We start from the raw sequence: 15,724 nt of genomic DNA, 5'->3' as shown, positions 1-15,724 counted from the left end.
TATATCTGTCGGTTAGCGTTACTTCTTATGACGCTGACGCAGATTCTCGATCACTGCGCTCAGGTTCAGATCCTGATCCTGCAGCAGTACCAGCAGATGATATACCAAATCTGAGGCTTCGTTTTTCAGTTCAAAGCGGTCATTGACGGTAGCCGCCAGCGCAACTTCTACACCTTCTTCTCCGACTTTCTGCGCAATACGCTTGGTGCCGCTGGCGTAAAGCTTTGCGGTGTAAGAGCTTTCAGGATCGGCTGTTTTACGCGAGGCCAGCAGTTCTTCGAGCTGATACAGGAACGCCCAGTCGGTTTCGGCAGGATGGAAGCAACTGTTGTTGCCTTTATGGCAGGTCGGGCCGACAGGATTTACCAGTACCAGCAACGTATCGTTATCGCAATCCGGGGTGATGCTGACTACGTTGAGATAGTTTTCAGAGGTTTCACCCTTAGTCCACAAACGTTCTTTAGTGCGTGACCAAAAGGTTACTTTGCCAGAAGATTGTGTGACGTTTAGCGCTTCCTGGTTCATATATCCGAGCATCAGAACTTCGCCGGAAACAGCATGCTGGATAATCGCTGGCATCAGGTTATCGACTTTCACCCAGTCGAGCTGGCTTATTTGTTCACCGGTCAGCAGACTGGTTTTTGATTCTTGATTACTCACAAGCGGATCTCCACGCCATTTTCGGCTAAGTAGCTTTTCAGCTCGCCAATATTAATAATTTGTTTGTGGAACACCGACGCTGCCAGTGCGCCATCAACGCGTGCTTCTGCGAACGCTTCCAGGAAGTGCGGCATGGTGCCTGCTCCGCCGGAGGCGATGAGCGGTACGTGACACACTTCGCGGATCATTTTCAGTTGTTCAAGATCGTAGCCGTTACGCACGCCGTCCTGATTCATCATGTTCAGCACAATTTCTCCGGCGCCGCGCTCCTGCACTTCCTTCACCCAGTCGATGGTTTGCCAGGTGGTGATTTTGGTGCGCGCTTCGTCGCCGGTGAACTGATGCACTTGATAGGTGCCTGTCGCGGCGTCGTGCCAGGTATCAATACCCACGACGATGCACTGTACACCATATCTGTCTGCAAGACGGCTGATAAGCGTCGGGTCGGCCAGTGCAGGGGAGTTGATGGAAATTTTGTCAGCGCCGAACTGCAAAATGCGACCGGCATCTTCCAGCGTTTTAATGCCACCTGCGACACAAAAAGGAATGTCGATGACTTCCGCCACGCGTGACACCCAGCTTTTATCCACTACGCGGCCATCACTGGAGGCTGTGATATCGTAGAACACCAGTTCGTCAGCGCCTTCCTGCGCATAACGCTGCGCTAATGGCACGATGTCGCCGATGATTTCGTGATTGCGGAACTGCACGCCTTTCACTACCTGACCGTCTTTCACATCAAGGCAGGGGATTATCCGTTTTGCCAGCATGAGATTGCCTCCGTCACATTAAATTTGCCATCGAGCAACGCTCGTCCGACGATTACGCCTTCGACGCCGCTGTCTCGCAGCTGCGCGATGTCGTCCAGAGAACCGATACCGCCGGAAGCCTGGAATGCCACTTGCGGATAGCGCGCTGTCACTTCGCGATAAAGTTCAACGTTGGATCCGGCGAGCGTGCCGTCGCGGGAGATATCCGTGCACAGCACGTGTTTAAGGCCAAACGGCAGGTATTGTTCAACAATCTGCTCGAGTGTGGCATTGGAGTTTTCCTGCCAGCCGCTGATGGCGACATTTTTCGTGCCGTTCGCATCAATACGCACGTCCAGCGCCAGCACCAGTGCATCCGCGCCAAAACGGCTGAACCAGCCTTGTACGGTTGCCGGATCTTTTACCGCCGTTGAACCCACCACCACGCGAGTGGCGCCGGCGCTTAATAAGGCTTCGACGTCCTGCTCATTGCGGATACCGCCACCAACCTGAACCGGCACGGAAACTCCGGCTAATAACTTTTTCAGCAAAGGGATCTGGCGTGCTGCCGGATCTTTCGCACCGGTCAAATCTACCAGATGTAAAACCTGCGCGCCTTGCTGCTGGTAATCCTGCAAACGTGGCAGAGGATCGTTACCGTAGTCACGCTGCTGACCGTAATCGCCCTGATGCAAACGCACCACGCTGCCTTCGATCAAATCCAAAGCGGGAATAATCATGCTGTTTACATCTCCAGAAAGTTTTTCAGCAACTGCGCGCCCGCGGCACCGGAACGTTCGGGATGAAACTGCACGCCGAAGAAGTTGTCTTTTTGTACGGCGGCGCTGAACGGCTCGCCGTAAAGGGTTTGGGCAACGGTGTTTTTGCATACCGGCATGGCAAATCCGTGGACGAAATAGAAGTAAGCATTTTCATCAATGCCGCGGAATAAATGGCTGTCGGCGTTGGCGATAACCTGATTCCAGCCCATGTGAGGTAATGGCAGGCCATGATCCTGCATCCGCATCACCGGTGTCTCGATGATGCCCAGCGTATCGATACCGCCATTTTCTTCGCTGGAGGATGCCAGCAACTGCATACCCAGACAGATGCCGAGCACTGGCTGAGTACAAGCTTTTATCAGCTCAATCAGCTCGCGTTGCTCAAGCTGTTCCATCGCCGCCTGCGCGGTGCCCACGCCCGGTAAAAACAGCTTATCTGCCTGCAATACAATCTCTGCTTCACGGCTCACCGTCGGCTCGTAGCCCAGACGCTGAACCGCATACTTCACGGAAGAGAGGTTGGCGCAGCCGGTATCAAGGATAACGACATTCATCACAGCACTCCTTTAGAGCTCGGCAGGGTGTTGCCATCAACGCGGATCGCCTGGCGTAACGTGCGGCCAAACGCCTTAAACAGGCTTTCTACACGGTGGTGATCGTTCTTACCTTTGGTGCGCAGGTGCAGGGTACAGGCCATCGCGTAAGACAGGGAGCGGAAGAAGTGCTCGACCATCTCGGTGCTCAGATCCCCGACGCGCTGGTAGTTAAACTCGGCTTTATATTCCAGATGCGGACGCCCGGAAATATCCAGTGCGCATCGCGCCAGACATTCATCCATTGGCAGCACAAAGCCGAAACGGCCGATGCCGCGTTTATCGCCCAGCGCTTTGTTCAGGGCTTCGCCCAGTGCCAGCGCGGTATCTTCAACGGTGTGGTGATCGTCGATATACAAATCACCTTTCACTTCGATGTTCATGCGGAAACCGCCGTGGGTGGCAATCTGATCCAGCATGTGGTCGAAGAAACCCACTCCGGTACGGATTTTGCTGTCGCCTTCGCGATCCAGCCAGACATCCACATCGATAGCCGTTTCGCGTGTAACGCGGTTAACTTTAGCGTGACGATCGCGTTTGGTGAGCTGATCGGCAATCGCCCCCCAGTTCAGGGTATCGCGCTGATAACGCAGACCGGCGATGCCCATGTTGGCGGCCAGCTGAATATCGGTATCACGATCGCCGATGACATAACTGTTGGCTGTATCAAGCAGGCCACTTTCCAGATAACCCTGTACCAGTTTAGTTTTCGGTTTACGACAGTCGCAATGATCGGCTGGCAGATGCGGGCAGATGAGCACTTCATCAAATACGATGCCCTGCGAGGTCAGGATCTGCATCATCAGGTTGTGCGGCGGATCGAAGGTTTCCTGCGGGAAACTGTCGGTTCCGAGACCGTCCTGATTGGTGATCATCACCAGCTTAAAGCCCGCATTTTGCAGCGACAGCAGGGCAGGGATCACGCCCGGCTCCAGTGCCAGTTTATCCAGACGATCGACCTGGAAATCCTCCGGCGGCTCTGAAATCAGGGTGCCGTCGCGGTCAATAAAAAGCGTTTTCTGCAATATAGGACTCTGGCTCACATGTGCTCCTTGCGGGGGCTGTTCTGTTCAATAAGGGGGGGATTAGCGCCCGGTAACGGTTGCAGGGCGTCAATCACCCGCTGAAGTTCCTGTCGTGTACCGATGGTAATACGTAAGCAGCCGGAAAGCCCCGGTTGCTTGTTCTGATCACGAAGGATAATGCCCTGATCCCAGAGATTTTTAAACACGGCGCTCGAGGCGGTGAAACGCGCGAGCACGTAGTTGGTTTCACTTTGGAAGACCTGTTCCACACAGTCGCATTGGTTCAGTTCGGCCATCAGCCAGGCGCGGTTTTCACTCACTTCAGCCACACGCTGACGCATAATCGCCAGACCTTCCGGGGCCAGTGCCTGTGCCGCGATATCGGCGACCGGCGTGGATAACGGATAAGGTGCAATGACTTTCATTAACAGAGCGATAAGTTCACTGTTTCCGAGAGTGAATCCGCAACGCAGGCCAGCCAGCGCGAACGCTTTTGACAGCGTGCGCAGCACCGCCAGATGCGGATATTCCTGCAACCAGCCGGTGACCGTCGCCTGCGGACAAAACTCTATATAGGCTTCGTCGATGGCCACGATAGCGCGGCCACGCGTCATCTCTAACACGGCGCGAAGCTCTGCCGGATCGATGAGATTTCCGGTCGGATTGTTCGGGCTGCACACATACACCAGCTTCACGCCGTCCAGCGCGGCTTCGATGGCCGGGAGATCCAGCGACCAGTCGGCTTTCGCGGCGACGGTGCGGGCTTGCACACCAATGGTCTCCGCGCTGACGCTGTACATGCCATACGTAGGCGGGCAATAAAGGATAGCGTCTTTGCCTGGCTCGCAGAAAGCGCGGATCAAGAGTTCGATGCCTTCGTCAGCCCCACGGCTGACCAGCACCTGTTCAGGATCGACACCGGCGTAAGCAGCGTAGCGATTAATGACCAGCGCGGGCTGACATTCGGGGTAACGGTTAAACGTCTGCGCGGTGAGTTCGAACTGCGGCGCAATGGCGTATTCGTTGGCGTTCAGCCACACATCGCCGTTGCCACCCAGACGGCGGGCAGACTGATAAGGCGTCAGCTCGCGCACGTTCTGGCGTGCCAGAGCCTGAATGCTCAGCGTATTTTCATCGCTCATAATCCTTGCTCCTTCAGCGCGTTCACCCGCAGCGTCACGGCATTTTTGTGCGCGGTCAGTTGCTCCGCCTGCGCCAGCGTTTCGATAGTCGTGGCCAGACCCAATAAACCTTCGGGCGTTAACTGCTGAACGGTCATCCGTTTCTGGAAATCTGCCAGACCGAGGCTGGAACAGGTGGCCGTGTAACCGTAAGTCGGCAAAACGTGGTTGGTGCCGGAGGCATAATCGCCCGCCGATTCCGGTGACCAGTCGCCGAGGAACACTGAACCGGCGCTGGTGATGCTGTCCACCAGCTGTTCCGGCTCACGGGTTTGCAGGATTAAATGCTCAGGACCGTAGGCATTACTGATTTCGATACATTGCGCGATATCTTTTGCGACGATCAGACGGCTACTGGCCAGCGCCTGACGGGCAATTTCGCTGCGCGACAGGGTTTGCAGCTGGCGTTCTACCGCTTCGCCAACGGCCTGCGCCATTTTCATGTCAGGCGTCAGTAAAATCACCTGCGAATCCGGGCCATGTTCGGCCTGAGACAGCAAATCAGAGGCCACGAAATCCGGCGTTGCGCCACTGTCGGCGATCACCAGCACTTCGGACGGACCGGCAGGCATATCGATCGCCGCACCATCCAGACTCTGGCTCACCTGACGTTTTGCTTCGGTCACATAAGCATTGCCCGGACCGAAGATTTTCGCCACACGTGGAACGCTCTCGGTGCCAAATGCCAGCGCGGCAATCGCCTGCGCGCCGCCCAGCTGGTACACCTCTTCCACGCCACACAGTTGCGCGGCATACAGAATTTCATCAGCAATCGGCGGCGGAGAACACAGCACGACCTTTTGGCACCCGGCGATACGCGCCGGGGTCGCTAACATTAATACGGTTGATACCAGCGGTGCAGAACCGCCCGGAATATACAAACCTACCGACTGGATCGGTCGGGTCAGCTGCTGGCAACGCACGCCTGGCTGAGTTTCGATATCCACCACCGCCAGCTTCTGCGCCTGATGGAACGTATTAATGTTGCGAACGGCGTGTGCCATCGCCTGTTTCACGTCATCACCTAAACGCGCCGATGCTGCCTCGATCTGTGCCGCAGTCACGCGCAGGTCTTGCACTTCAGTCTTATCAAAGCGGGCGCAAAACTCGCGCAACGCACTGTCACCTTCGCTGCGCACGCGACGCAGGATCTCGCTGACAGATTCGGTAATACGGTCGGATGCCGAAATTGCCGGACGGGTCAGCAGGCTGCGACGCTGTTGTTCGTCGCATTGCTGCCAGTCAATCGGTGTAGTGAACGCGTTTGGCTGCATGGCATTACTCCATCATTTTTTCGATTGGCAGAACCAGAATCGAACTGGCGCCCAGCGCTTTCAGTTTCTCCATGGTTTCCCAGAACAGCGTTTCGCTGCTGACCATGTGCATCGCCACACGCTGCTGATCGCCGGCCAGCGGCAAAATGGTCGGACGTTCCGCGCCCGGCAGCAGGGCAACGATCTCGTCCAGACGCTCACTTGGCGCGTGCAACATAATGTATTTGGATTCGCGCGCCTGAATCACGCCCTGAATACGGGTCATCATTTTGTCGATCAGTTGCTGTTTAGCTTCCGGCATTTCGCCATCGCGCTGGATCAGGCAGGCTTTCGAGCGGTAAATCACTTCAACTTCGCGCAGGCCGTTGGCTTCGAGCGTTGCGCCGGTGGAGACCAGGTCGCAAATGGCATCAGAAAGACCGGCGCGCGGCGCGACTTCTACGGAGCCGTTCAGCAGGCAGGATTTGAAATCAACGCCTTGTTTGTCGAGATATTGCTTGAGCAGGTGAGGATAAGATGTGGCGATACGGGAATTTTGCAGGCTTTGCGGGCCAGTGTATTCAGCATCGAGCGGAGTGGCCAATGACAGGCGGCAACCGCCGAAATCCAGACGACGCAGAGTGAAGTAACGCGGATCTTCACCCTGTGCGCGGCGGGCCAGCAACTCTTCTTCCAGCACGTTCTCACCGATGATACCCAGATCGACCACGCCATCCATGACCAGCCCCGGAATGTCGTCATCACGTACGCGCAAAATATCGATCGGCATGTTTTCTGCGAAAGCGATCAGGCGTTGTTCCTGCAGATTGATTTTAATCCCACAGCGAGCCAGAAGTTCGCGTGACTCGTCGCTCAGGCGACCAGATTTCTGCATTGCTATCCGTAAACGTGTTTTATCCAGCATGATGACCTCAATTTCTTTATTTTCAGTTTTAATATCGTAAATGTTGTGTGCAGAGTTTTTGTACAAATGCTTTTACTTCAATTCGTTGGGACAAAAAAAAGCCCCCGGAAGTCATCTTCCGGGGGCTTTCTCTGCGTTCTGCTCCACTGGAAGATCTAGACAGTCTTCCAGCACCAATCGCCTGCAAGACTAGTCAGGGTGATGGTGATGATGGTGGTTAATCAGAACGTTTGTCATTTTCGTATCTCGTTAAGTTCATTCAGTGCCGCGATGTTTTAACTAAAAACATTCGCCACACAAATCAAATTCGGTTGCCAATAAAACTAAACTATCGGGCGGCTTGAGCGCAACCTTTTTTTCCGATGATGAGTTTTTCTTATCGGCAGGGTCTCTTTCATCGATAAAATGAATGATCTGTTAACAGTCCCGGAGAAAAGCTTACGCATCTATAAGGATGGAAGGGCTAGTATAAAGGGTAGAGATAAAGAGACCGGCAGATGGCGCCCGGCGACCATCGGTCACAGAGCAAAGGGAGTGAGATATGAAGAAGGTTTCGATTATAGGGTTAGGCTGGCTGGGAATGCCTCTGGCGATGGCGCTGGCGGCAAGAGGCTATGACGTGGTGGGCAGCAAAACTACCCCCGATGGCGTGGACGCGGCCAGAATGGTTGGCATCGACTGCTATCCGTTAGTGTTTACCCCTCATATGGAATGCGAGGCAGAAGATCTGGATAAGCTGCTGAACGTCGATGCTCTGATTGTTACGTTACCGGCACGCAGAACTGTCGAAGGCAGCGAACTCTATTTTCAGGCGGTACAGTTGCTGACCGACAGCGCGCTGGCGCATAACGTTCCGCGCATCATTTTTACGAGCTCGACGTCGGTCTATGGTGAAAGAGAAGGTACAGTGCGCGAAGGTTCAGCGCTTGAGCCTGTCACCTCCAGCGGCAAAGTGCTTAAAGAGTTGGAAAACTGGTTACACAGCCTGCCGCACACCTCGGTGGATGTCTTACGTTTGGCCGGGCTGGTGGGGGGCGATCGCCATCCGGGGCGTTTCATGGCCGGCAAGACCGACGTGAAGGGCGGACAAAATGGCGTAAACCTGGTGCATCAGGATGATGTGATCGCCGCGATCACCTTATTGCTGAGTCTGCCGAAAGGCGGCCACACCTATAACCTCTGTGCACCGCATCATCCGGCTAAGTCCGAATTCTATCCGGCCCTGGCGCGTCAGATGGGGCTGGAAGCGCCGACGTTTGCTGAAGAAGCGTCAGCATCGAAAGGTAAAACTGTGGACGGCGAGCGCATCTGCAAAGAGCTGGGTTTCGAATATCAATATCCCGATCCGCGGACGATGCCTTTCTAAGCGATGTCGCAACCATTACTCTGCGAGTAATAATATTAAGTTATGACCTGCCGCAATGAGCGGCAGGTTCATTCAATCAGAATTACGCATTGGGTAATGAACTGACAGCTTTTGAATGAAAGTTTTCTTCCTCCATAATCACATCATCAGAGTTAACTTCACTTTCTTTATTTAAAAAACCCTCTTCAATAACCCTTTATTTCGCTGGTTGATTAACTCACTGCGCTGATGGGGTTGTCAGAGATGTTCCTCATGCGTTTTTTTCTCCTAAAAAGGGGAGAAGGCTGCTGTATAGGTAATAAAAATCCTAATCGACATCTTTTTATTTGTGATTATCCGGTATAAACCACTTTTTTAAGTCTAATCACTAAAGTTATTGTGAAGTTTGCCGATAACGAATGAAGGCACACTGCCCACGTAACATCACATCTGCTTATCAATCTGGTCTGCTCACCGGATGACTTCCCGTACCCCAACACATTTTCTTACACTCATTGTCTTTTTACTTTTCAAATCGTGTAGTTGTTCACGTTTTCAAAACCTTTCGCATCATTTTTAACCAAAATTCCTTAACGCAAATCCCCCACATCCCGCATGCTGACTGGGTTGAGCACGTTTAGCACAATGATCGCACTATCATAAATTACCAGCACATTTCACTGTTCGGTCTATGCTTAAGTTAGGATTATTCTTATCATTTGGCTTTAGGCGGTCTTTGTACAAAATGATCTCAAAACCCGTCAAAAAAGCAGTCTGGAGGCAGGTTTTTAGATGCTTTTTTACTTTTGCGTTAAAACTGCGCAAATTTTTACGATAAATTGCGCTTTTTAGGATAAAATAAATTTCAATAGTGTGATGCGCATCACACTTTATTCAAAATTCGTGATCAGTTAGATTGTATGTATAAAGGAAAGAGGGGTAGAGTTGCGTCGTAGTAAGATTATTCCTAATAATGTATGTAAAAGCGTTTCACTGAACGACACGCCATCACAGCAACGGACCCTGCCAGTACACCAAAACTGATATGTTTGAAGATTACTTAGCATTGCAATTGTCACACTTAATTTAGTTTACATCAGGAACAACCTTGTATTGGCGGTGAAGTAAATACCGCGGGATAAATCCATTTTTACGACGTGAGATTTATTAATCAGCCAATGATCTAATTGTTTTGATAGTGAAAAAATACTCCCTGACAAGCCGGGTAAAACTCTTGCTGCATGGAATATGTCTATCAATCAGCCACATTAAAAATGTGGCATCGGTAATGGGGTAGAACAGCATGTCCGAATTGCTTAAGCACATATATGATATCAACCTGTCATATTTACTTTTGGCACAGCGTTTGATTAACGACGAAAAAGCCTCCGCGATGTTCCGCTTAGGGATAGATGACGTGATGGCAGATGCTTTAGGTCAACTTACGTTGCCACAAATGGTGAAATTAGCTGAAACGAATCAGCTTCTTTGCCAGTTCCGCTTTGATGACAGTAAGACCATTGAACGCCTGACTCAGGAATCCCGCGTTGACGATTTGCAACAAATCCATACCGGTATCCTGTTGTCGAGCCACCTGCTTAAAGGTCTGGCGGCGAGAGACAGCGGCGCCATGAAGAAAAGGGCGTAGTCATGTCGATTAAGGGCGCAACATGCTAATCAAAGACACGCCAGTTAAACCGGCGGAAAAAAGCATTGTTCAGGAAGCACGTGATATTCAGCTCGCCATGGAGCTGATTTCACTGGGCGCGAGATTGCAGATGCTGGAAAGCGAAACGCAATTAAGCCGTGGCCGTCTGATAAAACTTTATAAAGAATTACGTGGCAGCCCGCCACCGAAGGGCATGTTGCCGTTCTCAACGGACTGGTTCATGACCTGGGAACAAAACATTCACTCTTCGATGTTTTACAACGCGTACTCTTTTCTGATGAAGAGCGGGCATTGTAATGGCGTCGAAGCGGTGATCAGTGCCTATCGTTTGTACCTCGAACAGTGCCCTGAACAGCCGGGTGAAGCGCCGATTTTAGCGCTGACCCGCGCCTGGACACTGGTACGTTTTGTCGACAGCGGCATGTTGCAGCTTTCCGCCTGCAACTGTTGTGACGGCTCATTTATTACCCATGCACACCAGCCCCGCCACGGGTTTGTTTGCAGTCTTTGCCAACCCCCATCCCGCGCAGTAAAAAAACGTAAACTTTCCCCGCAGGTTGCCGATATAACATCTCAAGAGCTGGACGAAAAGGTCAAGCGCGCAGTCTGAGATGTCAGGGTCGCAGTAAGAATGCCTGGGCGGTGGTAACACCGCTCCCTATTTATCCCCTCATCTCTTTGCCTTTGTCTGGCACCGTTTATGCAATTGTTTTGCGTTGCATAGATTTCGGCAGGCTCACGGCGATGCGCTTTTCCTCGCCCTAAAACCACATCGAATTAAGGATTCATCGTGCTAGTGATAATAGGTTACATCGTGGTGCTGGGCTCAGTGTTTGGCGGTTTCATGCTCGTCGGCGGGGAACTGGGCGCGTTATACCAACCAGCAGAATTACTGATCATCGGCGGTGCCGGTATCGGTGCCTTCTTCGTCGGTAACAACGGTAAAGCGATTAAATCCACCATGCGCGCGATGCCGCAGCTGTTCCGCGCGTCCAAATACAACAAAGCGTTGTACATGGATTTAATGGCCTTGCTTTACCGCTTATTAGCCAAATCGCGCCAACAGGGGATGCTGTCGCTGGAAAATGACATCGACAATCCTGCAGAAAGTGACATTTTCGCTAATTATCCGCGCATCCTTGCCGATAAACATTTAGTGGAATATCTGACTGACTATTTACGTCTGATGGTCAGCGGCAACATGAATGCGTTTGAGATTGAAGCGCTGATGGATGAAGAGATCGAAGCCCACGAGCACGAAAGTGAAGTGCCGGCCAACAGCCTGGCGCTGGTGGGGGATTCACTTCCGGCGTTCGGTATCGTCGCCGCTGTCATGGGGATCGTCCACACCCTGGCCGCAGCAGACCGTCCGGCGGCAGAGCTTGGCGCACTGATCGCGCATGCGATGGTCGGTACCTTCCTCGGCATTTTGCTGGCGTACGGATTCGTATCTCCACTTGCCAGCCTGCTGCGCCAGAAGAGTGCTGAAAACACAAAAATGATGCAGTGCATCAAAGTGACATTGCTCTCGAGCCTCAACGGCTATGCACCACAAATCGCCGTCGAGTTTGGCCGTAAGACGCTTTACACCACAGAACGCCCTTCCTTTATCGAACTGGAGGAGCACGTTCGCCAGGTTAAATCACCACAGAAACAAGCTGAAGAAGAAAACGTATGAAGCATCAAAGCCATCCCATCGTTGTTGTACGTAAGAAAAAGAGTAAACACGGCGGCGGGCATCACGGCGGTTCATGGAAGATTGCTTACGCTGACTTTATGACGGCGATGATGGCCTTCTTTCTGGTGATGTGGCTGATTTCGATCTCCAGCCCTAAAGAATTGGTGCAGATTGCCGAATACTTCCGTACGCCGCTGGCGGTGGCCATTACCGGCGGCCCGCGCAGCAGCGATGCGACCAGCCCGATCCCTGGCGGCGGGGAAGATCCGACCGTGCAGGACGGCGAAGTGCATAAAATGATCCAGTCGCAGGGCGATGCCCGCGAAATTCGTGAAACCGGCGACCTGAAGAAGTTGCAGGAAAAACTCGAAGAGATGCTGGCCTCGGATCCGCGCTTAAAAGGACTGCGTCCGCATCTGATGATTAACCTGACCGAACAGGGGTTACGCATTCAGATCATCGACAGCAAGAACCGCCCGATGTTCCAGCTGGGCAGTGCCATCGTTGAGCCGTACATGCGCGACATTCTGCGCGCGATTGGCCCTGTTTTGGATGATTTTCCGAACAAAATCAGTCTGGCCGGTCATACCGATGACATGCCTTATGCGCAGGGCGAACGCGGCTACAGCAACTGGGAATTATCGACCGACCGTGCCAATGCGTCACGTCGCGAAATGATCATCGGTGGGCTGAGCGAAGGAAAAGTGCTGCGGGTGATGGGCATGGGATCGACCATGCAGCTCAAAAATCATCCGGCAGGCGACGCGATCAATCGTCGTATCAGTATTTTGGTCCTCAACAAACACGCTGAGGAAGCTATTGAACGGGAAAACAGCGAGGGCGAAGCGATCACTATCAGTGACGCGGGCGAGCTGCAAAGACAAGTCCCAGGCCGCAGTACCGCGCCTGCGCTGGCTCCGAAAGTTCAGGCAACACAAAGTGAGGTTCCGCAAGCTCAGTCAGCGCCGTCCGTGGCACCGACGATGAGTCCGGCATCTGCCGCTGCTGCCCCCGAACCTTCAGCACCAGCAGTGTCATCAGAATCAGCAACAGCGGTAACCACAGTAACCACAACCAGGATTGAGACGCAGGCGCCAGCCACACCATCGGCAGACGCTCAGGCAGCGACGGCAGCTCCGGCTGTCGCAGCAGGCACGGCACCTGCGACCACATCAACAAGCCGCGATTCACAGCAGAGGTGATCACGTGAGCATGGATATAACTGATTTTTATCAGACGTTTTTTGATGAAGCCGACGAGCTGCTGGCGGACATGGAGCAACATCTGTTGTTACTTGATCCCGATGCGCCCGACGTTGAGCAGCTCAACGCGATTTTCCGCGCGGCGCACTCAATTAAAGGTGGAGCAGCGACCTTTGGATTTACGGTTCTGCAGGAAACCACCCATTTACTGGAAAACCTGCTCGACGGTGCGCGACGCGCAGAAATGAGCCTGAGCACCGACATTATCAACCTGTTTTTGGAAACGAAAGATATTATGCAGGAGCAACTGGACGCCTATAAATCTTCGCGGGATCCCGATGCAGACAGTTTCGAATACATCTGTGCGGCCCTGAGACAACTGGCGCTCGACGTGCAGCAAGCGCGTGAACCGGCTGCCGATCTTCACGTTGTCACCGATGAATCTGCACAAACGGCGGCTGCCCCTGCGGCACCTGTCGCAGGCAAAGGCGGGATGCGCGTGCGCTTGTCCGGCCTTAAGCCGCAGGAAGTACCGGTGATGCTTGAAGAACTGGGCAATCTGGGTGACATCCTCGATCCGGTGCAAACCGAAGACAGCGTGGAAGCTACGCTGGTCACTACGGTCACCGAGGACGACATTATCGCGGTACTGTGTTTCGTGCTCGAACCGGAACAAATCAGCTTCACTCAGGCGACGGCTCCGGCTGCCGCTGAGCCAGTTGCCGCCGCGCCCGTCGCTGTCGCAGCACCTGTCGTACCGGCCGCACCGCGTCCGGCGCCGGTATTGACCGCCGTGCCTGACAGCGAACCGCCGAAACCCCGTGCGCCAAAAGCGCCGGAATCAACCAGCATCCGTGTTGCGGTTGAAAAGGTCGATCAGCTGATCAACCTCGTCGGCGAACTGGTGATCACTCAGTCGATGCTGGCACAGCGCTCTGACCTGCTGGATCCGGTGGCGCACAGCGACCTGCTGAACAGCATGGGTCAGCTGGAGCGTAATGCCCGCGACCTGCAGGAATCGGTAATGTCGATTCGTATGATGCCGATGGAATACGTTTTCAGCCGCTTCCCGCGTCTGGTACGTGATCTGGCGAGCAAGCTGAATAAGCAAATCGAACTCACATTGCTCGGCAGTTCCACCGAACTGGATAAAAGTCTTATTGAACGCATTATCGATCCGCTGACGCACCTGGTGCGTAACAGTCTCGATCACGGCGTTGAGACTCCGGACGTGCGTATCGCCAATGGCAAACCGGCAACCGGCAACCTGACGCTGTCAGCGGAACATCAGGGCGGCAACATCTGCATCGAAGTGGTTGATGACGGTGCCGGTCTGAACCGCGAACGTATCATTGCCAAAGCGCTGTCGCAGGGCATGAACGTCAGCGAAAGCATGAGCGACGAAGACGTCGGTATGCTGATTTTCGCACCGGGTTTCTCGACGGCGGAGAAAGTCACCGATGTGTCAGGCCGCGGCGTGGGCATGGACGTGGTGAAACGAAACATTCAGGAAATGGGCGGTCACGTCGAAATCCATTCCCAGCAGGGCAAAGGCACCACGATCCGTATCCTGCTGCCACTGACGCTGGCTATCCTCGATGGCATGTCAGTCAAAGTCGGCAAAGAAGTCTTCATTCTGCCATTGAATGCGGTGATGGAATCGTTGCAACCGCTGGCAGAAGATTTACACCCGCTGGCCGGTGGCGAGCGCGTTCTGCAAGTGCGCGGCGAATATCTGCCGCTGGTCGAGTTGTACAACGTGTTTGAGGTTGAAGCCGCGAAGACCGAGGCCACGCAGGGCATTGTGGTGATACTGCAAAGTGCAGGGCGCCGCTACGCCTTACTGGTCGATCAGCTGATTGGTCAGCATCAGGTGGTGGTGAAGAATCTGGAAAGCAACTATCGCAAAGTGCCGGGTATTTCCGCCGCCACCATTCTCGGTGACGGCAGCGTGGCGCTGATTGTGGACGTGTCGGCATTGCAGGCGCTGAACCGTGACAAACGTGCGACGGGCGCATCTGCCGCGTGATGTGATTAAACAATAAAAGCATGCAAAACCTCCGGTGGCTGTCCCGTCAGGTGACGGCCATCGGGCGTAAAAACTCAGGCTGATTTAAGGGTGAATAACATGGCAGGACTTGCAACTGTGGCAAAAATTGCGGGCGAAACGGTAGGACAGGAATTCCTGATCTTTACCCTGGGCGATGAAGAATACGGTATCGATATCCTGAAAGTACAGGAAATCCGTGGTTACGATCAGGTAACCCGCATTGCGAATACGCCAGCATTCATTAAAGGCGTCACCAACCTGCGCGGCGTGATCGTGCCTATTCTCGACCTGCGTGTGAAGTTCGCGCAGGAAAACGTGATTTACAATGAAAACACCGTCGTTATCGTCCTCAACTTCGTAAACCGCGTGGTCGGAATAGTGGTTGACGGCGTATCCGATGTGCTGTCGCTGACACAAGATCAGATCCGTCCTGCGCCGGAATTTGCGGTGACCATGTCTACCGAATACCTGACCGGGTTAGGGTCACTGGGAGACAGGATGTTGATTTTGGTGGATATTGAGAAGTTACTGAGCAGTGAAGAAATGGCGTTGATTGACTCTGTGAGTAAAATCTAAGAACTGTTTCAGCTATAAGGTCAAGGTCGTGGGCGT

At 53.4% G+C, this 15,724-nt stretch carries 15 protein-coding genes and 1 other annotated feature; of the genes, 7 read left to right on the top strand and 8 right to left on the bottom strand.

What is annotated here, in order from left to right; all coding sequences use genetic code 11:
* Positions 1-18: 18 nt before the first annotated feature.
* The 8 genes from hisIE to hisG are packed head-to-tail and all read right to left on the bottom strand — an operon-like array spanning position 19 to position 7,168.
* A complete protein-coding gene (gene hisIE, locus TU92_RS02475; protein WP_112164506.1) occupies positions 19-633 on the bottom strand; it encodes a bifunctional phosphoribosyl-AMP cyclohydrolase/phosphoribosyl-ATP diphosphatase HisIE in 615 nt (204 codons plus the stop codon).
* A gap of 23 nt (positions 634-656) precedes the next feature.
* Positions 657-1,430 carry an imidazole glycerol phosphate synthase subunit HisF gene (hisF, locus tag TU92_RS02470; RefSeq protein ID WP_112164383.1) on the bottom strand — a complete coding sequence of 258 codons (774 nt, stop codon included), beginning with the start codon at positions 1,428-1,430 and terminating at the stop codon, positions 657-659.
* Positions 1,412-2,149: a 1-(5-phosphoribosyl)-5-[(5-phosphoribosylamino)methylideneamino]imidazole-4-carboxamide isomerase gene (gene hisA, locus TU92_RS02465; RefSeq protein ID WP_112164382.1), complete on the bottom strand. Its 738-nt coding sequence runs from the start codon at positions 2,147-2,149 to the stop codon at positions 1,412-1,414. The genes hisF and hisA overlap by 19 nt, the downstream gene beginning before the upstream one ends.
* A gap of 5 nt (positions 2,150-2,154) precedes the next feature.
* The gene (gene hisH / locus TU92_RS02460) at positions 2,155-2,745 is read right to left on the bottom strand and encodes an imidazole glycerol phosphate synthase subunit HisH (protein ID WP_112164381.1); all 591 of its coding nucleotides are present in this window, start codon (positions 2,743-2,745) and stop codon (positions 2,155-2,157) included.
* Entirely contained in the window at positions 2,745-3,812 is a 1,068-nt protein-coding gene (hisB, locus tag TU92_RS02455) for a bifunctional histidinol-phosphatase/imidazoleglycerol-phosphate dehydratase HisB (RefSeq protein ID WP_112164505.1), read from the bottom strand. Before hisB ends, hisH begins: the two co-directional genes overlap by 1 nt.
* Positions 3,813-3,823: 11 nt before the next feature.
* The gene (hisC, locus tag TU92_RS02450) at positions 3,824-4,951 is read right to left on the bottom strand and encodes a histidinol-phosphate transaminase (protein WP_112164380.1); all 1,128 of its coding nucleotides are present in this window, start codon (positions 4,949-4,951) and stop codon (positions 3,824-3,826) included.
* Positions 4,948-6,264, bottom strand: coding sequence for a histidinol dehydrogenase (gene hisD, locus TU92_RS02445; RefSeq protein ID WP_112164379.1), 1,317 nt, complete (start codon positions 6,262-6,264; stop codon positions 4,948-4,950). The genes hisC and hisD overlap by 4 nt, the downstream gene beginning before the upstream one ends.
* Before the next feature lie 4 nt (positions 6,265-6,268).
* Complete coding sequence (gene hisG / locus TU92_RS02440) at positions 6,269-7,168, bottom strand: ATP phosphoribosyltransferase (protein WP_056769589.1); 900 nt, start codon at positions 7,166-7,168, stop codon at positions 6,269-6,271.
* A 92-nt stretch (positions 7,169-7,260) separates the two neighbouring features.
* Positions 7,261-7,382 (bottom strand) — a sequence feature (His leader region).
* A gap of 327 nt (positions 7,383-7,709) precedes the next feature.
* Here hisG and TU92_RS02435 point away from each other — a divergent pair.
* The 7 genes from TU92_RS02435 to cheW all read left to right on the top strand — a co-directional run bounded on the left by TU92_RS02435 (position 7,710) and on the right by cheW (position 15,688).
* On the top strand, positions 7,710-8,534 hold the full coding sequence (locus tag TU92_RS02435; RefSeq protein WP_112164378.1) for an SDR family oxidoreductase: 825 nt from the start codon (positions 7,710-7,712) through the stop codon (positions 8,532-8,534).
* Between the two features lie 1,282 nt (positions 8,535-9,816).
* On the top strand, positions 9,817-10,161 hold the full coding sequence (gene flhD, locus TU92_RS02430) for a flagellar transcriptional regulator FlhD (RefSeq protein ID WP_056769592.1): 345 nt from the start codon (positions 9,817-9,819) through the stop codon (positions 10,159-10,161).
* 22 nt (positions 10,162-10,183) lie between these two features.
* Positions 10,184-10,792, top strand: coding sequence for a flagellar transcriptional regulator FlhC (flhC, locus tag TU92_RS02425; RefSeq protein ID WP_112164377.1), 609 nt, complete (start codon positions 10,184-10,186; stop codon positions 10,790-10,792).
* A 180-nt stretch (positions 10,793-10,972) separates the two neighbouring features.
* The gene (gene motA / locus TU92_RS02420; protein ID WP_112164376.1) at positions 10,973-11,860 is read left to right on the top strand and encodes a flagellar motor stator protein MotA; all 888 of its coding nucleotides are present in this window, start codon (positions 10,973-10,975) and stop codon (positions 11,858-11,860) included.
* Positions 11,857-13,062 carry a flagellar motor protein MotB gene (motB, locus tag TU92_RS02415; RefSeq protein WP_112164375.1) on the top strand — a complete coding sequence of 402 codons (1,206 nt, stop codon included), beginning with the start codon at positions 11,857-11,859 and terminating at the stop codon, positions 13,060-13,062. The genes motA and motB overlap by 4 nt, the downstream gene beginning before the upstream one ends.
* A 4-nt stretch (positions 13,063-13,066) precedes the next feature.
* Entirely contained in the window at positions 13,067-15,091 is a 2,025-nt protein-coding gene (gene cheA / locus TU92_RS02410; protein WP_112164374.1) for a chemotaxis protein CheA, read from the top strand.
* 99 nt (positions 15,092-15,190) lie between these two features.
* A complete protein-coding gene (cheW, locus tag TU92_RS02405) occupies positions 15,191-15,688 on the top strand; it encodes a chemotaxis protein CheW (protein ID WP_112164373.1) in 498 nt (165 codons plus the stop codon).
* Positions 15,689-15,724: the final 36 nt, after the last annotated feature.

The organism is Rahnella inusitata (genome assembly GCF_003263515.1).
GTDB lineage: Bacteria > Pseudomonadota > Gammaproteobacteria > Enterobacterales > Enterobacteriaceae > Rahnella > Rahnella inusitata.
This window is presented reverse-complemented; position numbering and strand designations above follow the sequence as displayed.